The organism is Amycolatopsis sp. NPDC114504 (assembly GCF_055633595.1).
Genome location: NZ_JBVKDU010000002.1, coordinates 506,414 through 527,400, shown reverse-complemented (window position 1 = coordinate 527,400; position 20,987 = coordinate 506,414). Strand labels below are relative to the sequence as shown.

The 20,987-nt window shown below is 71.5% G+C and carries 20 protein-coding genes; 16 read left to right on the top strand and 4 right to left on the bottom strand.

The window, feature by feature from the left end; all coding sequences use genetic code 11:
* The first annotated feature begins 39 nt into the window (after positions 1 to 39).
* The 4 genes from ACZ7PG_RS14125 (at position 40) to ACZ7PG_RS14110 (ending at position 3,368) form a co-directional block, all read left to right on the top strand.
* The gene (locus ACZ7PG_RS14125) at positions 40 to 2,058 is read left to right on the top strand and encodes a type VII secretion-associated protein (protein WP_470239498.1); all 2,019 of its coding nucleotides are present in this window, start codon (positions 40 to 42) and stop codon (positions 2,056 to 2,058) included.
* Positions 2,059 to 2,073: 15 nt separating this feature from the next.
* Complete coding sequence (locus tag ACZ7PG_RS14120) at positions 2,074 to 2,430, top strand: hypothetical protein (protein ID WP_470239497.1); 357 nt, start codon at positions 2,074 to 2,076, stop codon at positions 2,428 to 2,430.
* Between the two features lie 257 nt (positions 2,431 to 2,687).
* On the top strand, positions 2,688 to 3,014 hold the full coding sequence (locus tag ACZ7PG_RS14115; protein ID WP_470239496.1) for a WXG100 family type VII secretion target: 327 nt from the start codon (positions 2,688 to 2,690) through the stop codon (positions 3,012 to 3,014).
* 60 nt (positions 3,015 to 3,074) lie between these two features.
* On the top strand, positions 3,075 to 3,368 hold the full coding sequence (locus ACZ7PG_RS14110; RefSeq protein ID WP_470239495.1) for a WXG100 family type VII secretion target: 294 nt from the start codon (positions 3,075 to 3,077) through the stop codon (positions 3,366 to 3,368).
* Between the two features lie 78 nt (positions 3,369 to 3,446).
* Here the strand turns inward: ACZ7PG_RS14110 and ACZ7PG_RS14105 are convergent, their stop codons facing one another.
* Together ACZ7PG_RS14105 and ACZ7PG_RS14100 are read right to left on the bottom strand one after the other, a co-directional pair.
* Positions 3,447 to 4,187: a DUF4333 domain-containing protein gene (locus ACZ7PG_RS14105; RefSeq protein ID WP_470239494.1), complete on the bottom strand. Its 741-nt coding sequence runs from the start codon at positions 4,185 to 4,187 to the stop codon at positions 3,447 to 3,449.
* 29 nt (positions 4,188 to 4,216) lie between these two features.
* Complete coding sequence (locus tag ACZ7PG_RS14100) at positions 4,217 to 5,110, bottom strand: hypothetical protein (protein ID WP_470239493.1); 894 nt, start codon at positions 5,108 to 5,110, stop codon at positions 4,217 to 4,219.
* Between the two features lie 262 nt (positions 5,111 to 5,372).
* On the opposite strand from ACZ7PG_RS14100, the gene rplM reads away from it, so the two are divergent.
* From rplM to glmM, 3 genes are all read left to right on the top strand, one after another.
* Entirely contained in the window at positions 5,373 to 5,825 is a 453-nt protein-coding gene (gene rplM, locus ACZ7PG_RS14095; RefSeq protein WP_470239492.1) for a 50S ribosomal protein L13, read from the top strand.
* A 14-nt stretch (positions 5,826 to 5,839) separates the two neighbouring features.
* Positions 5,840 to 6,448, top strand: coding sequence for a 30S ribosomal protein S9 (gene rpsI / locus ACZ7PG_RS14090; protein WP_470239491.1), 609 nt, complete (start codon positions 5,840 to 5,842; stop codon positions 6,446 to 6,448).
* A gap of 186 nt (positions 6,449 to 6,634) precedes the next feature.
* Positions 6,635 to 7,969: a phosphoglucosamine mutase gene (gene glmM, locus ACZ7PG_RS14085; protein WP_470239490.1), complete on the top strand. Its 1,335-nt coding sequence runs from the start codon at positions 6,635 to 6,637 to the stop codon at positions 7,967 to 7,969.
* Here the strand turns inward: glmM and ACZ7PG_RS14080 are convergent.
* Positions 7,955 to 8,836 carry a cytochrome P450 gene (locus ACZ7PG_RS14080; RefSeq protein WP_470239489.1) on the bottom strand — a complete coding sequence of 294 codons (882 nt, stop codon included), beginning with the start codon at positions 8,834 to 8,836 and terminating at the stop codon, positions 7,955 to 7,957. The genes glmM and ACZ7PG_RS14080 overlap by 15 nt on opposite strands.
* 30 nt (positions 8,837 to 8,866) lie before the next feature.
* Between ACZ7PG_RS14080 and ACZ7PG_RS14075 the strand changes: the two genes are divergently transcribed.
* From ACZ7PG_RS14075 to ACZ7PG_RS14055, 5 genes are all read left to right on the top strand, one after another.
* Positions 8,867 to 10,402, top strand: coding sequence for a fatty acyl-AMP ligase (locus ACZ7PG_RS14075; protein ID WP_470239488.1), 1,536 nt, complete (start codon positions 8,867 to 8,869; stop codon positions 10,400 to 10,402).
* Complete coding sequence (locus ACZ7PG_RS14070) at positions 10,395 to 10,655, top strand: acyl carrier protein (RefSeq protein ID WP_470239487.1); 261 nt, start codon at positions 10,395 to 10,397, stop codon at positions 10,653 to 10,655. Before ACZ7PG_RS14075 ends, ACZ7PG_RS14070 begins: the two co-directional genes overlap by 8 nt.
* A gap of 175 nt (positions 10,656 to 10,830) precedes the next feature.
* On the top strand, positions 10,831 to 11,109 hold the full coding sequence (locus ACZ7PG_RS14065; protein ID WP_470239486.1) for a hypothetical protein: 279 nt from the start codon (positions 10,831 to 10,833) through the stop codon (positions 11,107 to 11,109).
* On the top strand, positions 11,109 to 13,649 hold the full coding sequence (locus tag ACZ7PG_RS14060; protein ID WP_470239485.1) for a WXG100 family type VII secretion target: 2,541 nt from the start codon (positions 11,109 to 11,111) through the stop codon (positions 13,647 to 13,649). The genes ACZ7PG_RS14065 and ACZ7PG_RS14060 overlap by 1 nt, the downstream gene beginning before the upstream one ends.
* 25 nt (positions 13,650 to 13,674) lie before the next feature.
* Positions 13,675 to 14,142, top strand: a complete 468-nt coding sequence (locus tag ACZ7PG_RS14055) for a hypothetical protein (RefSeq protein ID WP_470239484.1) — start codon at positions 13,675 to 13,677, stop codon at positions 14,140 to 14,142.
* A gap of 42 nt (positions 14,143 to 14,184) precedes the next feature.
* Here the strand turns inward: ACZ7PG_RS14055 and ACZ7PG_RS14050 are convergent, their stop codons facing one another.
* A complete protein-coding gene (locus ACZ7PG_RS14050) occupies positions 14,185 to 15,009 on the bottom strand; it encodes a dienelactone hydrolase family protein (RefSeq protein WP_470239483.1) in 825 nt (274 codons plus the stop codon).
* 348 nt (positions 15,010 to 15,357) lie between these two features.
* Between ACZ7PG_RS14050 and glmS the strand changes: the two genes are divergently transcribed.
* Genes glmS through xylB form a run of 4 tightly spaced genes read left to right on the top strand, consistent with a single transcriptional unit; the run spans position 15,358 to position 20,984 of the window.
* Positions 15,358 to 17,217, top strand: a complete 1,860-nt coding sequence (gene glmS, locus ACZ7PG_RS14045) for a glutamine--fructose-6-phosphate transaminase (isomerizing) (RefSeq protein WP_470239482.1) — start codon at positions 15,358 to 15,360, stop codon at positions 17,215 to 17,217.
* A gap of 17 nt (positions 17,218 to 17,234) precedes the next feature.
* Positions 17,235 to 18,674 (top strand): NAD(P)H-hydrate dehydratase, encoded by a 1,440-nt coding sequence (locus tag ACZ7PG_RS14040; RefSeq protein WP_470239481.1) that lies wholly within the window; start codon positions 17,235 to 17,237, stop codon positions 18,672 to 18,674.
* Between the two features lie 56 nt (positions 18,675 to 18,730).
* Entirely contained in the window at positions 18,731 to 19,564 is an 834-nt protein-coding gene (locus ACZ7PG_RS14035; RefSeq protein WP_470239480.1) for a DeoR/GlpR family DNA-binding transcription regulator, read from the top strand.
* Positions 19,554 to 20,984: a xylulokinase gene (gene xylB, locus ACZ7PG_RS14030; protein WP_470239479.1), complete on the top strand. Its 1,431-nt coding sequence runs from the start codon at positions 19,554 to 19,556 to the stop codon at positions 20,982 to 20,984. The genes ACZ7PG_RS14035 and xylB overlap by 11 nt, the downstream gene beginning before the upstream one ends.
* The last annotated feature ends 3 nt before the right edge of the window (positions 20,985 to 20,987 follow it).

Below are 20,987 nucleotides of genomic sequence, written 5' to 3'. Positions count from 1 at the left end.
GGGCGTGGGGGATTGCGACGGAAATTGCGGGAGCTGCTGGTGACGGTCCGGGTTGCGGTGGACTTCGGGACGTCGAGCACCTGCGTCGTCGCCTCGGTGAACGGGCGCGATCCGCAGGTCGTGGTGATCGACGGCCAGCCGCTGATGTCCTCGGCGGTGTTCGCGGCGGCGGACGGCACGCTGTTCGTCGGCCAGGAGGCCGAGCGGCAGGCGGCCGTCGACCCGTCGCGCTACGAGCCGAACCCGAAGCGCCGGATCGACGAAGGCGAGCTGCTGCTCGGTGACAGCGTCCTGCGCGTCACCGACGTCGTGCACGCCGTGCTGGGCCGCGCGGTCGCCGAGGCGCGGCGCCTCGCCGGCGAGGCCGAGGTCGACCTGCTGGTGCTGACCCACCCCGCGGACTGGGGTGCCATCCGCACCCGGCTGCTGCGGCAGGCGGCCGGCGGGCTGGCGCGCGAGGTCGCGCTGGTGCCCGAGCCGGTCGCGGCGGCGGTCTACCACGCGGCGACGTTCGCGCCGCAGGACGTGACGAACGACCGCACCGTCGAGTTCAGCGGCCGTCCCGGCGACGCGCTGGCGGTGCTGGACCTCGGCGGCGGCACGGTCGACGTCAGCGTGGTGCGGCGACTGCCGCCGGACACCGCGCGCGACCGCGCCGGCCGTCCGCAGCGCGGCGGCTTCCAGGTGCTGGCCACCCGGGGCGACCCGGCCTTCGGCGGCGCGGACATCGACCAGGCGCTGCTGGAGCACGTCGGCGCGCTCGTGGCCGGGGCGGAGCAGGACGCGTGGCGCCAGCTCGTCGAAGGGCGTGAGCTGGTCGACCGGCGCCGCCGCCGCGTGCTGCGCCAGGACGTTCGAGGGGCCAAGGAAACGCTTTCGCGGCACGCCTACACCGACGTGCCGATGCCACCGCCGTTCGCGGACGCGCACGTGACACGCGAGGACCTGGAACGGCTGATCACCGCGCCGCTGGGGCGCGCGGTGGAGCTGACGGTCGCGGCGATCGGCGACGCCGGCCTGCGGCCGAAGCAGCTCACGGCGATCTTCCTGGTCGGCGGGTCGAGCCGGATCCCGATGATTTCGCGGCTGGTGCACGAACGCACCGGTGTCGTCCCGACGAGCCTCGACCAGCCCGAGACGGTGGTCGCGCGCGGCGCACTGCGGGCGGTGCTGGTCGACCCGGACCGCACGGGCGCGCTGCCCGGCGAGGCGATGGCCCGGCTGGGCGCGGTGCCGGGCGGTGCCCTCAACCCGGCCGCCCAGCGCACGGAGGTCGTCCGCCCCGGCGACGTCGCCCCGCGCCCCGGCGACGCGGGCCAGCGTCCGGCGCCGCCGCGCGCGCCGGTGCCGCCCGCCGCCAACGGCTTCCCGAACCGCGCCGCCCCGCCGCCGTCCCCACCGCACGGTCAGCCGGTGGCCCGGCCGCCGTGGACCCCGCCCGCCGGTCAGGCCGGGCCGCCCGGCAACCGTCCCGGCGGGCCCACCGCGCCGCCGGAGAAGAAGGCCGGCCGCGGAAAGCTGTGGGGGATCGTCGCCGGCGCTGTCGTCGTCGTGGCCGCGCTCGTCGTCACGGGGATCTTCGTGTTCAGCGACTCCGGCGGCCAGGCCGAGACCGGCCGGACGCTCGCGCAGTACGACTTCAAGTTCGTCTCGCCCGAGGACTGGGTGCAGACCGACGACCGGGTCGCCCAGCGGCAGGTCGTGATCCACCCGCAGGAGTCCCGGGACGGCAACGACCTCCTGGTCGCGCAGGAGTTCGTGATGGAGTACGACGCGACGGCGGACCCGCAGAAGCTGGTGGACGAGCTCAGGACCGGTGCGGAGAAGGACCCCGACCACTACGGTTCGTTCAACCCGGCGCTGTCGTACGCGGGCAAGACCGTGATCGGCTACCACGAGATCAAGAAGGACCGGCCCGACCTCCAGGTCGACTGGTACGTCGTGGCCAAGGGCCGGATCCGGGTCCACGTCGGCTGCCAGTACGCCACGGCACAGCTGCGCGACCGGGTCGCCGCCGCCTGCACGCAAGCCGTGCGCACGGTCGAGATCCTCAACTGAGAGAGAAGGCACGCGGTGCCGTCCGAAGAGTTCGAAAGCGCCGCGTCGGCCTTCCGGCGCACCGGTGAAGACGCGGTGACGCACGCGCGGCGCGTCACCGGAAACGCGAAGGCGCGCAGCCGGCGTCACCACAGCGAAAACGTCGAATTGCTCAAGCGAAGTGGCCGGGGCGCGAAGTCCGGCGATCCGACTCCCGGCACGCTGCGCGCCGCCGCGGAACGGTTCCGCCGCGCGCGCGGGCTGTCGGTCCCGACGGTTCCGGATCCGGCCGATTCGGTTCCTTCGCGTTCGCAATCCAGCGCTCGCGCCCCTCGATCGGGTGATGAGGACGAAGACTTTTCCCAGATGCGAATCATGAATCGCGACGCATGAGTGCCCGTCGGTGATCGCTGTGCGTGTGCTAACCACGCTGGTGGAGAACACTTTTTCGAGTGACGCGTCGCCGGGACGGGGCGATTCGTTGCTACCGGCCGCGATCGGTTCCCGGCGAGAGCGTTCACGCAAGCAACTACTTGCGGGCAAAGCACGACAAGGGGGAACCGGACATGGCAGGGTCTGCGTCGTAGGGCCGTACAAGCGAGCAAGAAGTTGTTACGGCCGACCATCACTCTTACGAAGGGGGTTCCGGTATGAGCGCCGGGTCCGGATTCCAGGGAACAGTTGCACAGTTCACCGACGCCGAGGGCAAGGTCACCGAGGTCCGCGCCGGGATGGACGCGAACCTGTCCACGCTGCGCGACCGCATCGAGGCCACCCGCGCGGGCTGGCAGGGTGAAGCGCAGAAGGCGTTCGACCACGTCATGATGCGCTTCGACGACGACGCCCGTCAGATGAACCAGGCCCTGCAGAAGATCGCGGACCTGCTGCGCGAGGCCGGTTCCAAGTACGAGAAGTCCGAGCAGCAGCAGCAGGAGATCCTCGGCGCCGTCAACCGCGGCTTCGACGCGCTCGGCTGAGCACCACCCCTGAACTTTCTTTACACCCACCCAAATTCTTGAGTACCGAGGGAGCACATCATGCCTGATGGCGCCGGCATTGTCGTTAATTACGCCACCATCCGCGCGGCTGCGGACGACTGCACGCAGACGGGTGGCGAGCTGCAGCAGGCGTTCGACCGCCTGAAGGACGACCTCAAGCCGCTGATCACCACCTGGACCGGTTCCGCCAAGGAGCAGTACGACCAGGCCCAGCGCACCTGGGACCAGAAGTTCGAGGACCTGAAGCAGGTTCTGGCGCAGATCGCCGCCGCTCTGCCGCAGATCGCCGATGGCTACCAGCAGACCGACAGCGCCGTCGAAGGCCTGTTCTGAGCCGCTAGCCCCGGGAACCACGGCGGGCCCGCACTTCGGTGCGGGGCCCGCCGTTTTCCTTTTCCGGCAAGGGAAAACTCAGTGCGGCGCGCCGACCTCGTACTCGGGCCGGTCGTTGAGCACCCGCACGGTCACCTTCTTGTCCTGCCCGCCGATCTTCACCGTGCAGTCGAACGTCGTGCCGTTCACGGCGGCTTCGTTCGCCGGGCACTGCGCGTTCTTCACGTCCGGCTCGCCGTAGTTCTCGTTGAGGACCTTGACCACACCGTCCTCAAGGGACTGTTGCTCGAGCACGTCGCCGCGGAACGCGCCCAGCAGCCACGCGGCCCCGCCGCCGACGGCGAGCACCAGCACGACGGCGCCGGTGATCAGCAGTGGTTTCTTGGACTTCGGCTGCTTCTTCCCGGGCTCGGCGGCGAACGCGCCGAGGCCGCCGTACTGGCTCGGCTGGAACCCGCCGCCGTACTGCTGCTGCCCGGAAGCCGGCCCGGAAGGCTGTGCCGGCCACCCGCCGCCGGGCGTGCCCGGCTGCTGGGGCGTCGGCTGGGACGGCGGCTGCCACGGACCGCCGGCGGGCTGCCCCGGCTGCCACGGCCCCGAGAACGACCCGCTCGTGCCCGGCTGCTGCGGCGCCTGGTTCCACTGGCCGGTGTAGGAACCCGAGACCGCGCCCGGGTCCGCGTTCTGCTGCCACTGCCCGGCGTGCGGGCCGGTCGCCTGCTGCTCGGGTTGCCAGGCGCCCGGCTGCTGAGGCGGGTTCGCCGGCGGCTGCCACCACTGCGGCTGCCGCGGGTCGGGCGGCTGGGACGGCGGTGTCATCGGAGGTCACCTCGGGTCGTGGCCACGGTTCAGCTGCCCTGCGCTTCGCCGAGCCGGCGGTAGAAGTCGTCCATGGCGGCCCGGTCGGGCAGCACCGTGATCTGCGCCGCGTCCGGCAGCTTCGGCATGTCCTGCAGGCTGGCCTTGCCGGTGAACCGGAAGTCGTACTTGAGCTCCACCTGGTGGCCGTCGCCGGCGAACTTGGCGTCCATCACGAACGAGACCAGGCTGCCGTCCGGGTTGAGCGTGATCGTGGTCGGCACCATGGCCTTCTTCAGCTCCGGCCCGACCTGGCTCGTGATGCTGGCCGGCAGGATCTCGACCTTGTTCTTGACGAAGACCTCGAACGGCACGGTGACCGTCAGCGCGGTCTTGCCGTCGCCGAGGCTCTTCGCCCCGCGGACCGCGCGCTTGTCGGCCTTGTAGGCGTCGACGGTCGAGTCCGCCATCCGGCACGGGGTCAGCACCCCGCCCCAGGCGCACGGCAGGATCAGGCCGGCCTCGGGCTTCGGCATCGACACCCACGCCGTGGGCGAGACGCCCTTCTGGACGTACATCGGGCCGAGGTAGGTGTACTCGACCGCGCCGTCGGCCGGCGTGTAGGTGTCGATGATCTCGTCGGGGTTCTTCTGCGACCGGTGCCGCACCGCCCGGCTCTCCGGGCTGCCGGTGCGGGCCGACGTCACGGTGCTGTGGATCCACTTGTCGTCGAACTTGAAGTAGGCGTCCAGTGAGTTGGTGACGTCGCGCGTGTCGGTGATGGCGTCCCCGAGCTTGCCGATGACCTGCTCGAACTTGCCGCCGACGTAGTCCGCCGCGTCGTCGCCCTTCGGCAGGGCGGTACCGGCCTTGGCCGTGCCGCAGGCGCTGACCAGGGCCAGGACGGCAGCCAGGACGAAGATCGCCGTCGGTCGTCTGTTCATCGCCGTCCCCCCGCTCGCGGTGTCGCCCGGATCGTCTCATCCTCGCGTGTCGGGGCGGCGCGTGCAGGCACTTCGGCGGGAAAACCCGGTAGAGTCCGGCTGCGCCCGGGCCGTTCGATGCCTAGGATGTGCCCACCAACCCACCCCGATGCACAGCGGCGGTGGGCGTGCGGGTATCTTCATATGTCGTTGTGCGTTGCGGCGCATCAGCGCGCTAGGCCCGCACAGAACCCACACGCAATGTTGACGACGAGGTAGACCCTTGCCCACGTACAGCCCCAAGCCCGGCGACGTCACTCGTGCCTGGCACGTGATCGACGCCGAGGATGTCGTGCTCGGCCGGCTTGCGACCGAGGTCGCCACGCTGCTGCGCGGCAAGCACAAGCCGACCTACGCCCCTCACATGGACACCGGCGACTTCGTCGTCATCGTCAACGCCGAGAAGGTCGCGCTCACCGGTAACAAGCGCGAGCAGAAGTTCGCGTACCGGCACAGCGGTTACCCGGGCGGTCTGCGGAAGCGCTCGTTCGGCGAGCTGCTCGACACCAAGCCCGAACACCTTGTCGAAAAGGTCGTCAAGGGCATGCTGCCGAAGAACAAGCTCGGCCGCGCCCAGGCGAAGAAGCTGAAGGTCTACGCCGGCCCGCAGCACCCGCACACCGCGCAGCAGCCGCAGGTGCGCGAGATCACCAAGATCGCGCAGGTCGCGCAGTGAGTGAGGAACAGTCTGTGACCAGCACCGAGCCCGAGACCGCCGAGGTCACGACCGAGGCGACCGAGACCGGCGCCGTCGAGACCAGCGAGACCCCGGCCGAGACCACCGAGGCCCCGGCCGCTGCCGAAGCCCCGGTCGCCGCCGAAGCTCCGGCCGCCGCCGAAGCCCCGGCTGCCGGTGACGCTCCGGTCGCCACGAGCGAGTCGGCCGCCGCGCCGCGCCCGTCGCGTGCCGCCGGCGGCAACGCGCAGACCGTCGGCCGCCGCAAGGAGGCCGTCGTCCGCGTGCGTGTCGTCCCGGGCACCGGCGAGTTCAAGCTCAACGGCCGCACCCTCGAGGAGTACTTCCCGAACAAGGTGCACCAGCAGCTCATCAAGGACCCGCTGGTCCTGGTCGAGAAGCCGGACTCGTTCGACATCTTCGCCAACCTGCACGGTGGCGGCGTCTCCGGCCAGGCCGGCGCGCTGCGCCTGGCGATCGCCCGCGCCCTCATCGAGGTCGACGCGGACGACCGTCCCGCCCTCAAGAAGGCCGGCTTCCTGACCCGTGACGCGCGCGCCACGGAGCGGAAGAAGTACGGCCTCAAGAAGGCCCGCAAGGCCCCGCAGTACAGCAAGCGCTGATCGCGCCTCTGGCGCAACCCACCGGAGCGCCCATCCGTCCATCGGATGGGCGCTCTGTTGTTTTCAAGACTCGGCGTTTTTCAGGGGTGTGTCGTTTTCGCCTCCGGGAGCGACACTCGGGGGTGGCGCAAGGCGGTCCGCCCACGTCGCTAGGTTGTCGTGGTCATTCCACAAGGAGGTCGATCGATGGCACGCCTGTTCGGTACCGACGGGGTCCGTGGCCTGGCCAACGCCGAGCTGACGCCCGAGCTGGCGCTGGCGCTGGCCGCCAGCGCCGCCCGCGTGCTCGCCGCGCACGACCGCTCCCACCGGCCGATCGCGGTCGTCGGCCGCGACCCGCGTGCCAGCGGCGAGATGCTCGAAGCCGCCGTCGTGGCGGGTCTCACTTCCGCCGGAGCCGACGTGCTCCGCGTCGGCGTGCTGCCGACGCCGGCCGTCGCCTACCTGGTCGGCTCGCTCGAAGCCGACCTCGGCGTGATGATCTCCGCCTCGCACAACCCGATGCCCGACAACGGCATCAAGCTCTTCGCCTCGGGCGGCCACAAGCTCCCCGACGGCATCGAGGACGAGATCGAAGCCGGCCTCGCGGACGGCAAGGTCCGCCCGACCGGCGCCGGCGTGGGCCGCGTCCACGACGTCGACGACGCCCTCGAGCGCTACGCCACCCACCTGCTCGGCGCCACGCCGCACTCGCTCGCCGGGCTGAAGGTCGTCGTCGACTGCGCGAACGGCGCGTCGTCGGCCGCCGCCCCCGAGGTCTACCGCCGCGCCGGCGCCGAGGTCGTCGAGCTGTACGCGGAGCCGGACGGCGTCAACATCAACGAGCACTGCGGCTCGAACCACCCGGAGAAGCTGCGTGAGGCGGTCGTCGCGCACGGCGCCGACCTGGGCATCGCCCACGACGGCGACGCCGACCGCTGCGTGGCCGTCGACTCCGCCGGCGAGCTGGTGGACGGCGACCAGATCATGGCGGTGCTGGCGCTCGCGTTCGCCGAGTCCGGCGAGCTGATCAAGGACACGCTGGTCGCGACCGTGATGAGCAACCTCGGCCTGCACCTGGCGATGAAGGCCCACGGCATCGCGGTCGTCACGACGGCGGTGGGCGACCGGTACGTCCTCGAGGAGCTGCGCGCGAGCGGCTTCGCCCTCGGCGGCGAGCAGTCCGGCCACGTCGTGCTGCCGGCGCACGCCACCACCGGCGACGGCCTGCTCACGGCCTTGCGCCTGATGAGCCGCATGGCCGAGACGGGCAAGTCCCTCGAAGACCTCGCGGCCGTGATGAACCGGCTGCCGCAGGTCCTGGTGAATGTCCCGGTCGCGGACAAGGCGGCGGTGGCGGACTCGAGCGAGGTTCGCGACGCCGTCACCGAGGTCGAGGCCGAGCTGGGCGAAGAGGGCCGGGTGCTGCTGCGCCCGTCCGGCACCGAGCAGCTGGTCCGCGTGATGGTGGAGGCCACGGCCCAGGCGACCGCGCAGGCCGCGGCCGACCGGCTGGTGGGCGTCGTCTCAGCGGTTTCCTGACCGGGTGACCACGGCCTTCGCCAGGCCGTGGAACACCGGGTGGGTCTTCCACTCGACGTCGCCGACCGCGCAGCCGCCGTCGAGGAGCTTCGCCAACGCCGTGAGCGCTACTTCGCCCTCGGCCAGCGCGACTCCCGAACCGGGGCACGCGTGGCGGCCGAGGCCGAACGGGAGCCCGTCGGTCAGCGACACCGCCAGCGGGCCGTCGGGTGCGAAGCGCAGCACGAACCGCGCCGGGCAGATCGAGGTCACCAGCTCACGCACGCTCCGCGGGCTGGAAGTGGCCAGTTCCAGCCCGGCGCAGGCCAGGAAGTTCAGCGAGTTCTCGTAGGCGGCGTGCGCCAGCACGACCGGGTTGAGCATCAGCTCGTCCTCGTCGAGCCGGCCGGCCGCGTGGGCCTCCCGCAACGCCGTCAGACCGCCCGGCCCGGCTTGCGTCCGGCTCAGCTGCACCGCGAGCCGGAACGCCGACGCCTGCCCGGCGCGGTCGGCCCCGCCGAAGACGTCGAGGTTCGCCGTCGTCCTCTCCAGGTGGTCCAGGAAGACGTCGTCGAGGGGCACGCCCAGCACCGCCGACGTCACCGCGCCCGCCACCGGCCGCGCGAAGTCGCGCACGAGGTCGAACGACGACCCCAGCCCCGCGACCACGGCTTCGATCTCCGCGATCACCGAGCCGGGGAGTGGCTCGAGCCCCGCGATGATCTCCCGCAGCACGCCGCGCACCCGTGCGTGGCCGTCGCCGTCGCGCAGCAGGACGCTGGGCGAACCGCCACCGGGATCGGACGTCAGATCGGGGGAACGCAGGGCGTGTGCGCACGCGTCGCGGCCGGAGACCAGGCCGATCCCGTGCCGTTCGAACTCGTCCATCGCCTGCCCACGGTAGGGCAGGATGAGCCCGTGCCGCCCGCAGATGTCCCGGAAGAGGTCCTGACCACGCCGTTCACGGACTACCTGCTCCGCAACGCCGCCGTCGACCGCCCGGCCTTCACCTGCCGCACCTTCCCGGGTCCCGCGGACCACACCCTGGGCTGGCCCGAGCTGCTCGACCGCGTCCGCGGCGTCGCGCGCGAGCTGCGCCGCCGTACCCGGCCGGGTGACCGGGTGGCGATCGTCGCCCGCCAGGACCTCGGGTACGTCGTCGCCTTCCTCGGGACGCTCTACGCGGGGCGGGTCGCGGTGCCGCTGTCCGTCCCGACCGGCCGATCCGGCCGCGCCCGGATCGAGTCGGCCTTCGCGGACGCCACTCCGGCGGCCTGCCTGACCTCCCGAAACCTCCTGGACAAGATCCCGTCGGGCCCTGCCTTCGCCGTCGAGGACATCGAGCCCGACGACACCGAGCCGCCCGCCGAGGTGGCCATGACCGACCCGGCGTACCTGCAGTACACGTCGGGTTCGACGCGCAGTCCGGCCGGCGCCGTGATCTCGCACCGGGCGCTCGTGGCCGCCTGCTGGCAGACCACCGGGTGCTACCACGCGGACGCGTCGACCCACCTCGCCGGCTGGGTGCCGTTCTTCCACGACATGGGGTTGATCCTGCTCGTCGGCGTGCCCGTCTTCCTCGGCGCGCACTCGGTGTTCTTCACGCCGATGGAGTTCGTGCGCGACCCGCTGCGCTGGATCCGGCTGCTCGCCGAGCACCCCGGCGCGATCACCGCCGCGCCGAACTTCGCCTTCGACCTGGTCGCCGAGGCCGCCGGCGAACTGGCGGGCGTCGACCTCTCGCACGTCAACTCCGTGCTGAACGGCAGCGAGCCGATCCGCGCGGCCAGCGTCGACGCCTTCGCCCGCGCTTTCGCGCCGTTCGGGCTGCCGCGCACCGCCATCAAGCCGTGCTACGGCCTGGCCGAGGCCACGGTGTTCGTCGCGAGCGCGGGTGACGAAGGCCCGACGGTCACGAAGTTCGACCGCGGCGAGCTGGTGTCCGTGGGGCGGCCGTACGGCCAGCGGATCCGCATTGTCGACAAAGAGATCCAGGTGTCCGGTCCCAACGTCGCGGACGGCTACTGGGGGCGGGACGGCGGGTTCGCCGAGGACGGCTGGCTCCGCACCGGCGACCTCGGCTTCGTCCACGACGGACAGCTGTACATCGACGGCCGGCTCAAGGACCTGATCATCGTCGACGGCCGCAACCACTACCCGCAGGACATCGAGGCCACGGTCGAGGCGGCGCACGCGCGCGTCCGGGCCGGGCGCGTCGCCGCGTTCGCCGTGCGGGACGAGCGCGGTGAGGGTGTCGCGGTCGTGGCCGGCTGCACGGCGCCGGACGACGACGTCGAGACGGCCGTGCGGCGGGCCGTGTCGGCGGGCCACGACCTGCCGCTGCGCGCACTCTGGCTGGTCCCGCCGGGCGCGGTGCCGCGGACCTCCAGCGGCAAGGTGTCCCGCGCCGCGGCCCGCGACCGCTGGTGGGGCGAGAATGGGCGCCATGACTGACGCGGGCGAGTACACCGACGAGATCAGGAAGATCGTCTGCACCGCGCTGCAGCTGCCCCTCGAGCGGCTCACCGACACGACACCGTTCGACGACATCGGCATGACGTCCCGCGAGCGCATCCAGCTGCTCGCCCGGGTCGAGGTGCGCTACGGCGTCTCCGTCGACCTGGACGAGCTCGACCGGCTGGTGGACGTCCGCGGCGTGGCCGAAGTCATTTCCGAGACGGTCGCCGCGCAGCACCCCACCGGGTGAGTGCACTTGGGCAAAGCCCAGGTCGGCCGCTCGGCCGAACGCTAGACTCTGTGTGCATCTGCGACGGCACCGAACGGCGTCCGGGTGCGTCACAGTCTTGACACCGGAACAGGGGCTGTGGATCGAAGGGGGCAAGCCGACCATGCCAAACGGTTACGAAGCGAGTTCTGAGGCGATGACGCGGGCGCAGGTCCGCCTCAACGACGTCGCGGACGACCCGGCCGCCGAGGCCAAGAAGGTCGCGCCGACCGAAATCGCGCAGGCGGACTTCGGCCGTGTCCACGGTGACGGCTACGGCAAGTACAAATCCGGGATCGACGAGATCGGCGCGGGGATGACCGGGCTGTCGAACGCGCTGATGAACCTCGGCAGCGGAATCGGGACCGCCGGGTCCAAGTACACCGCGCAGGAATCGCACGCCGGCGCGCAGGCGAACTCGGCGGGGAGCAAGTAATGGCGGACTGGGCCGAAGTCAAGAAGATCCTCGATGATCCGAACGTCTCCATGGAGACGAAGACGGAGCTCATGGAGGAGTACGACCGCAACACCTTCAACTTCAACGACGAAGAAGAGAAGTACGCCAAGGAGTACATCGAGAACTACTCCGACGACGGCGGTGACTACCGGGTCTTCGAAAACGACGACACCGACGAAATCGTCGCGCGGGCCAAGCAGGAGTCGCAGGCCAAGGGCAAGGAACAGCAGGCACAGACCGACCGCAAGAACACCGCGAAGAAGAACCTCGACGGAATCGCGACGCCCACGCTGGGTGCCGGCGCGAAGACGTCCGACGAAATGCTCGACCAGGGCAACGTCACGGTCGACTTCCTGGTCCTGTGGACCGACGAGATCTGGAACAAGATCAAGGGCGGGTCCGGCCACATCGACTCGCAGAAGGACCTCAAGGACAAGTTCCACGAGAACCGCGGCATCCAGTTCCAGAAGTTCCTCACCGAGGCCGACGACCTTTCGAAGGCGCACAAGGTCGTCGAGGACACGCTGACCAAGAGCGACACCGAGCTCCAGACCCTCTTCGGGGAGTGGAAGGGCAAGGGCGCGAACGCGGCGGAGATCAAGTACGACGAGGCGATCAAGCCGCACGCCAAGGAGCTGTCGCAGCAGATCGACGGCGCCGCGAAGCTGATCCCGCAGACCGTGACGCACGTCTACGACGCCGTCAAGAAGAAGGTCGACGAGGTCCTGCAGCTGCACCGCACGACGGTCGCCCAGGCCGACATCAACATGGCCAAGGACGTTCTCAAGATCGCCAACGGCGAGACCGAGGAGTTCGACGACTTCATGAAGGTCGCGGGCTGGGTCGACGCCGTCAACGCGAAGAACGGCAACCAGACGAACCTCGCCGAGCGGCTGCAGAACGACGACTGCGGCTTCAACGACGAGAACAAGGAGTACGGCCGCAACGTCTGCCGCTACTGGCGTGACGGCGCGTTCGCGACCGAGTACCAGGGCCTGATCAACGCCTTCAACGGCTCCTGCAAGTCCGCCAAGGACACCATCGACCAGCAGTTCGGCGCGCTCGAGCGGTTCATGGACGGCTACCGCAACCAGCTCACCGAGGCGAAGAGCGACGGCGGCGGCGACAAGAGCGGCGGCGGCGACACGCACAACGGGAACGGCGGCGACACCGGCGGCGGCTCGAACGGCGGCGGCGGGTCCACCGGCGGTGGCGGCAGCACCGGGGGCGGGGGCAGCACGGGCGGCGGGGGCAGCACGACGCCGTCGGCGGCCGAGCCGCCCGCGGCCGAGGACCCGGCCAAGCCCGAGGACGGCAAGAACCCGATCACCGGGAAGCCCCTCGAGATGGACCCGGACACCGGCAAGCCGTACCCGATCGACCCGACGACCGGTGAAGCCATCAAGGACACCGACGACACCGACACGGTCTCGGTCAAGAAGGGCGACAACACGATCGAGATGTCCGAGCCCGACAAAGAGGGCAAGCAGGACATCTCCGTGGACGACGGCCACGGCAACAAGAAGGACTACCACCTCGACTGGGGTGACGACGACAAGGCCGAAGCGGGCAAGGACGGCAAGGACGGCGCCAAGGCCGACGACGGCAGCTTCGGCCCGCAGGGTTCGCAGCAGGGGGCGGTCAAGGACGGGCAGCCCTCGGCCGATGGCAGCTACAAGCCGGGTCCCGACGGCAAGATCCACATCAAGGACGGCAACCTCGAGATCACGGCCGAGCGGCCGGAGGGTCCCGACGGCCCGACGATCGTGACCGTCGACGACGGCAAGGGCGAGCCGACGACGTACACGCTCGACGAGAAGGACGACCCCAAGGCGAGCGACCTCAAGACCGACCCCGCGTCCACGGACGGCAGCGGCTCCGCGATCCGGCACGACGCGGACGCCGAGTCGCCGCTGACCAAGGACCCGGCACCGGCCAACCCGGACCCGGGCTTCACGCAGGGCGCGGCGGCGGCCGGCTCGGGCGGGTTCAGCACGCCCGGGGGCCAGGACTTCTCCGGCGACTTCGGCGGCAGCGTCGGCGCGGAACCGGCGGTGGCCGTGGCCGACGCGGGTGCCGGCGGCGGCGACGCCGGGGTGGCCGGCGGTGGCGGTGGCGATTCGACGACCACGGCCGGGGCGAGCGACTTCGGGTCGGCCGTCACCGGCGGCGGGACGGCCGACTTCGCCGGCGCGGTGTCGCTCGACCCGGGCGCGCAGACCGGCAGCGACACGTCCCTGCCGGCTTCCGACGGTGGCGTCCTCGGCGCGACCCCGGTCGACCCGGGCGCGCACCAGGCCGCCGCGAGCGCGGGCGGCGGGATGAGCGGCATGAGTGGCATGGGCGGGATGATGGGCGGCATGGGCGGCGCACCGGGTGGCGGCGGTGGCGGCGACCAGCAGCGCGGGCCCAGCCAGTACCGCATCGAGGGCGGCGTCTTCGAGACGAGCGGCGCCAAGGGCCGGATCAGCGGCTCGCTCGACGACGAGGGTGACCGTTCGATCCGGTACGACCGGTGACCAGGGCCAGGGCTGAGGAGGGGCGATGACCAGCGCCGAAGACCGGTACCGCGCGGCGATCTCGACGATGGACGCCGCGGCGCGCGAGCAGGACGAGCAGCGGGGCCTGCGCGAACGCCGTGTCGCGGAGGCCGAGACGCAGGCTCGCGAGGGGCTGAAGAACGAGCTCGCCGCCGCGCAGAAGTACGCCGAGCACATGGACGAGCTCAACAAGCGCAAGCAGAGCGCGGGCGGCTGGGCGACGGAGAAGACGCTGGCCGACAAGGGCCGCGAGTCCTTGATGGAGTTCGGCGTCGCGGACGAAGAGGCGGACACGGGCCGCACGCCGTACCCGACGCCGAGCTACGGCACCCCGATACCCGCGGCGGCCGCGGTGACGCCGCCGCCGGAACCTCCCGCGCCCCCGGCGGCGCCGGAGCCGCCGAAGCGGGGCCGGCACGCGCGTCAGGTGGAGGACGACGACGACTTCTCCAGCACCAGCTGGCTGGTCTGAGGTTCTTCGGAAGGGCCCGGCTCCGGCCGGGCCCTTTTCGCGTCAGTGCGCGGGTTCTTCTTCGCGCTCGATGGGGGCGCGCTTGACGTCGGCTTCCAGCAGAGGCCGCCACTTGTCCGTGCCGGTCAGATGGGTCAGGAAGAACGCGGTGAACAGCGCGCGCGTGAGCTGCTGGGTCTTGCGGTGCGGCTTGCCGTGCATGATCAGCTGCGACCAGTGCCGGCCCTCGGTGACACCGAGGTGGGTCGACTTGCCGAGGGTGCGCAGCTGGACGTCTTCGCCGCCCCAGGCGTTCGTGATGGCCTCGGCATGCCCGACCTTAGGCGCGACGAGATCTTCTTCGGCGGCGAGGTGCAGGCCGGGAACGGTGATGGCCTTGGCCGACTCGGTGGCCGGCGGGAGCGTCTGGGCAGCGGTGATGGTCGCGACGGCCTTGATCCGCGGGTGCTCGGACCGCGCGTCCTGAGCCGCGGCGAGGACGGCGGAGCCACCCCCGGTCGAGTGCCCGGCAAGGCCGAGCTTGCCCGGGTCGACGCTGATGCCATCCGGCCCGAGCCGCACGGTCGTGACGACGTCAAGGGTGGTCATCAGGTCGGCGGCGAGCAACCGGTGCGACGGCAGCGGCCCCCGCTGGGTAGCAGGCGCGGCGGCAACAATGCCCCAGCTGGCAAGGTGGTGCAGCAGCTGCCGGTACCGATCAGGAGGCTGCAGCCACCCGTGCCCGAAGGCAACGGCGGGCAACCCAAGCCCAGCGCGCGGCGTGAAGACCACACCAGGCAGCCCAACCAGGGCAAGATTGCCCCGCAGGACCTCGTGCGGACCGGGGTGCATCAGCTCCGCGAGCAACTGCTTGGGCTTGCTGGCCATAGAGGGAACCCTACTGCGCACCCCGGCCAGAGGCGCGCCCGCCGCCCCGGCGAGCCAAAGGCACGAGACCGGCAGCCGAGAGCAGAACAGGCACTCCACCCAGCCCCAGCCCACCACCCCGATCCGAAGCCAGAACACGGACGGCAACACCGGGTCAAGGCATCTTTCCCGCCTTGACGCGGTGCTGCCGTCCGTAGTGACAATCAGGCGCCGGGGTGGCGGGCAAACGAACGCCACATGTGGGTGACAAAGCATTGGTCCGGACCACAGCGTCAGAGAAACCCCCAGGTCAAACTCGGTAACCAGACCCCGTCAACCCGCCGAACATCCCTCGTTAGGCTGGTGCGCGTGTGTGGAATCGTAGGATACGTCGGGCACCGCCCGGCTCTGGACGTGGTCCTCGGCGGGCTCCGGCGCATGGAGTACCGCGGGTACGACTCGGCCGGGATCGCCGTGCTGGACGGTGGCGAACTGACCGTCGAGCGCAAGGCGGGGCGCCTGGCGAACCTGGAAGCCGAGCTCGACAAGGTCGGCCGCGAGAGCATCACCGGCACCGCCGGCATGGGCCACACCCGCTGGGCCACCCACGGCGCGCCGATCGACCGCAACTCGCACCCGCACCGCGACGCCTCCCAGCGCGTCGCCGTCGTGCACAACGGCATCATCGAGAACTTCGCCGCCCTGCGCGCCGAGCTCGAGGCCGACGGCGTCGAGATGGCCAGTGACACCGACAGCGAGACCGCCGCGCACCTCGTCGCCCGCGCCTACACCGAGGGTGAGACGAAGGGCGACCTCGCCGCCAGCGTCGCCGCCGTCTGCCGTCGCCTCGAAGGCGCCTTCACGCTGGTTGTGACGCACGCCGACCAGCCGGACACCATCGTGGCCGCGCGCCGGTCGTCGCCGCTGGTCGTCGGGGTCGGGGACGGGGAGCACTTCGTCGCCTCCGACGTCGCCGCGTTCATCGAGCACACCCGCGAGGCCGTCGAGCTCGGCCAGGACCAGCTCGTCGTCATCACCCGCGAGGGCTACGAGGTCACCGACTTCCACGGCGACGCCGCCCAGGCCAAGCCGTTCACCGTCGACTGGGACCTGTCCGCCGCCGAAAAGGGCGGTCACGAGTACTTCATGCTCAAGGAGATCGAGGAGCAGCCGGAGGCGCTCGCGAACACCCTTCGCGGGCACTTCGACAACGGCCGCATCATCCTCGACGAGCAGCGCATCTCCGACCAGGACCTCCGTGACGTCGACAAGGTCTTCGTCGTCGCCTGCGGTTCGGCCTACCACTCCGGCCTGGTCGCGAAGTACGCGATCGAGCACTGGACGCGGCTGCCGGTCGAGGTGGAGCTGGCGTCGGAGTTCCGCTACCGCGACCCGGTGCTGGACCGCGCGACGCTGGTCGTCGCCGTGTCGCAGTCCGGCGAGACCGCCGACACGCTGGAAGCCGTCCGGCACGCACGTGAGCAGAAGGCGCGCGTCCTGGCCGTCTGCAACACCAACGGCGCGCAGATCCCGCGTGAGTCCGACGCCGTCCTCTACACCCACGCCGGGCCCGAGATCGGCGTCGCGTCGACCAAGGCGTTCCTCGCCCAGATCGCGGCCAACTACCTGGTCGGCCTGGCGCTGGCGCAGGCCCGCGGCACCAAGTACCCGGACGAGGTCGCCCGCGAGTTCGCCGAGCTGGAGGCCATGCCCGCGGCCGTCCAGAAGGTACTGTCCACTGTGGACCAGGTGCGCGACCTCGGCCGCCGGATCGCCGACTCGAAGGCGGTGCTGTTCCTCGGCCGCCACGTCGGGTTCCCGGTCGCCCTCGAAGGCGCGCTGAAGCTCAAGGAACTCGCGTACATGCACGCCGAGGGCTTCGCCGCCGGCGAGCTCAAGCACGGCCCGATCGCGCTGATCGAGGACGGCCTGCCGGTCGTCGTCGTGATGCCGTCGCCCAAGGGCCGCGCGGTGCTGCACTCGAAGCTGGTGTCGAACATCAGCGAGATCCAGGCCCGCGGTGCCCGCACGATCGTGATCGCCGAAGAGGGCGACGAGACGGTCCGGCCGTTCGCCGACGAGCTCATCGAGGTCCCCGCGGTGCCGACGCTGCTGCAGCCGCTCGTGTCCACGGTGCCGCTGCAGGTGCTGGCCGCGGAGATCGCCCGCACGCGCGGGTACGACGTCGATAAGCCGCGTAACCTGGCGAAGTCCGTCACAGTCGAGTAGTCGCCGGAGGCTCCGCCGTGCAGGGAATCTGGACCACGGAACGGATTCGCGAGGCGGAGGCCAGGGCGTTCGCCGTCACGCCGGACGGCGAACTGATGCGGCGGGCGTCGTTCGGGCTCGCGGTGCAGATCGCCGACCTGCTCGAAGACCACACCGGCGGCGTCTCCGGCCGCCGGGCCGTGTTGCTCGTCGGCTCCGGTGACAACGGCGGTGACGCGCTCTGGGCCGGGGCGTTCCTGCGCCGTCGCGGGGTCGCGGTCACGGCGATCCTGCTCAAACCCGAGAAGGCGCACCCCGCCGGTCTCAAAGCACTGAAGCGGGCCGGCGGTCGCGCAGTGTCCGCCGAGGACGGTCCACAGTGGATCGAACGCGCGGACGTCGTGGTCGATGGGATCGTCGGCATCTCGGCCAGCGGCTCCCTGCGACCGGACGCCGCGAGGCTCGTCGAGCTGGTCGAAGCCCCGATCGTCGCGGTCGATCTGCCCAGCGGCGTCGACCCGGACACCGGCGCGGTCGACGGCCCGGCGGTGAAGGCGACCCGCACGGTGACGTTCGGCGCGCTCAAGCCGGTGCACGCGCTGGCGCCTACGTGGTGCGGCGAAGTCGTGCTGGTCGACATCGGCCTCGAGCTGAGCGACCCGGACCTCCAGCGCCTCGACGTCGTCGACGTCGCCGCGGCGTGGCCGGTGCCCGGCCCGGACGACGACAAGTACAGCCAGGGCGTGGTCGGGATCGCGGCGGGCTCGGCGACGTACCCGGGCGCGGCGGTGCTGGCGGCGGGCTCGGCGGTCCGCGCGACGGCCGGGCTGGTGCGCTACGCGGGCCACGCGGCCGACGTCGTCCGGCAGCAGTGGCCGGAGATCATCGCGACGGGCACGGTCGCCGACGCCGGTCGCGTCCAGGCGTGGGCGGTCGGGCCGGGCATCGGCACCGGCTCCGAAGGCCGCGACGTGCTGCGGCACGTGCTGGGCCAGGGCGTCCCGGTCTGCGCGGACGCCGACGCGACGACGATCATCGCGAAGTCCCCGGACGTCCTCGACGCCCGCGACCCGGACACGCCGCTGGTCCTGACTCCGCACGCGGGCGAGTACGAGCGCCTGATGGGCCGGAAGCCGGGCGCGGACCGGGTGGCCGCGGCCCGCGAAGCGGCGAAGAAGTACAACGCGGTCGTGCTGCTGAAGGGCCACGTCACGGTGGTCGCGGCCCCGGACGGTCGCGTCGCGGTCAACACGCCCCGCGGGGCCTGGCTGGCGACGGCGGGCTCGGGCGACGTGCTGTCCGGCCTGGTCGGAGCTCTCCTGGCGGCCGGCCTGGACCCGTGGCTGGCCGCCGCGGCGGCGGCGAACGTCCACTCGCTGGCGGGCGCGGTCGCGGCCCAGAACGCCCCGACGTCGGCATCGGGCCTGGTCCACGCCATCCCGGAGGCGATCCGGGCGATCCGCTCTCTAACGTCCTGAGAAGAGTTATCGAGTTCTCTGTTAACTCCGGGCGGCAAATCTGGTAAGAATGCCGTGTGAGCGGCAGCACAGCATCTGGAGACCGGAAGACCCGGCCGTCCGATGCTGTCGTCGAACAGCGCCGGCAGGACATCCTCGACCACGTCATCGAGCACGGCGAAGCCCGCATCGACGACCTGACGACGAGGTTCCGCGTCAGCCTGATGACCATGCACCGCGATCTCGACGACCTCGCGGAACGCCGTCTCCTGCGCAAGCTCCGCGGCAAGGTCGAGGCCTACCCGGCCCTCACCATCGAGACCGCCGCCCGCTTCCGCGACACCCTCCACCACGGCGAGAAGGAAGCCCTCGGCGAGGCCGCCGCGAACCACGTCCAGCCCGGCCAGACCGTCTTCGTTGACGACTCCACCACCCTCCTCCCGCTGGTCAGGCGGCTCGCCGAGATCGACGCCCTCACCGTCGTCACGAACTCGCTGCACGCCGCCCGGCTGCTCGGCCCGAAGATCGACGTCGTGCTGGCGGGTGGCCGCTACTCCCACGAGTACGACTCCTGCGCCGGCCCCGAGGTCCTGAACCTGCTCGACTCCATCCGCGCCGACATCTCGTTCGTCTCGGTCACCGCCGTCGCCGTCGGGCGGCTCTTCCACCCCGACCGCGACTACGCCGAGCTGAAGAAGGCGGCGCTGCGGGTCGCGAACCGGACGGTCCTCGTCGTCGACCACTCGAAGTTCGGCCGGACCGCCACCTACGGGCACGGCGACGTCGGCGACTACGACCTGCTGATCACCGGCGAAACCACGCCGACCGAGGAGATCGAGGCCGCGCTCAACGCCGGCACCACGATCGAGATCGTCGAACACGTCGCAGAGGGGCAGCCCTATGACAGCTGAGCTGGTCGCCGGCATCGACTCGTCCACCCAGTCGACCAAGGTCGTCGTGTGCGACGCCGCAACGGGCGAAATCGTCCGCACCGGCCGCGCGCCGCACCCCGAGGGCACCGAAGTCGACCCCGCCGCCTGGTGGGACGCCTTCGGAGAAGCCACGAAGGGCCTGCTCGACGACGTCAAGGCCATCGGCGTCGGCGGTCAGCAGCACGGCATGGTCACCCTCGACGAGAACGACGAGGTCGTCCGCCCCGCGCTGCTGTGGAACGACACCCGCTCCGCGCAGTCGGCGCTCGACCTCGTCGACGAGCTCGGCGGGCCCTCGGTCTGGGCGAAGTCCGTCGGCTCGGTGCCGGTCGCCAGCTTCACCGTCACGAAGCTGCGCTGGCTGGCCGACAACGAGCCCGCGCTCGCCGACCGCGTCGCCCGCGTGCTGCTCCCGCACGACTGGCTGACCTGGAAGCTCACCGGCGGCAACCCGGTCACCGACCGCGGCGACGCGTCCGGCACCGGCTACTTCTCGCCGTCCGACAACGCCTACCGCCTCGATGTCCTGAGCCACGCCTTCGGCGGCCGGACGCCGGAGCTGCCCACCGTGCTCGGCCCGGCCGACGCCGCCGGCCACACTTCCGGCGGCGTGCTCGTCTCGGCGGGCACCGGCGACAACATGGCCGCCGCGCTCGGGCTCGAACTGCGGGCGGGCGACGTCGTCGTCTCGCTCGGCACCAGCGGCACCGTGTTCGGCGTCGCCGAGACCGGCGCGGCCGACGCGTCCGGCGAGGTCGCCGGGTTCGCCGACGCCACCGGCCGGTTCCTGCCGCTCGCGTGCACCCTCAACGCCGCGCGCGTGCTCACCGCGACGGCCGGCATGCTCGGCGCGACGCTGAGCGAGTTCGACCGGCTCGCGCTGCGGGCCGAGCCCGGCGCCGGCGGCCTGACCTTCCTGCCCTACCTTGACGGCGAGCGCACCCCGAACCTGCCCGGCGCCACCGGCTCGCTGGCCGGCCTGACCAGGGCGAACATGACCCCGGAGAACCTCGCGCGCAGCGCCGTCGAAGGCATGCTGTGCGGCCTGGCCGCCGGTCTCGACGCGGTGCGCGCGCACGGCCTCGACGTCCACCGCGTGCTGCTGATCGGCGGGGGCGCGCAGTCGGCCGCCGTCCGCACGGTCGCGCCGCTTGTGTTCGGCGTGCCCGTGCACCTGCCCGAGGTCGCCGAGTACGTCGCCATCGGCGCGGCGCGGCAGGCGGCCTGGGCCCTGACTTCCAGTGCGGAACCCCCGTCCTGGCAGGAAAACACCAAGACGCGGCTCGAGCTGGACGAGCCGACCGAGGCGCAGCGCGCCGAGGGCCACCGGATCCAGCAGCGCCACCTCGAAGCCCGCGAAGCGGCGCACGGGGTCCGGCGGAATCTCGGAGAGGACTGACCG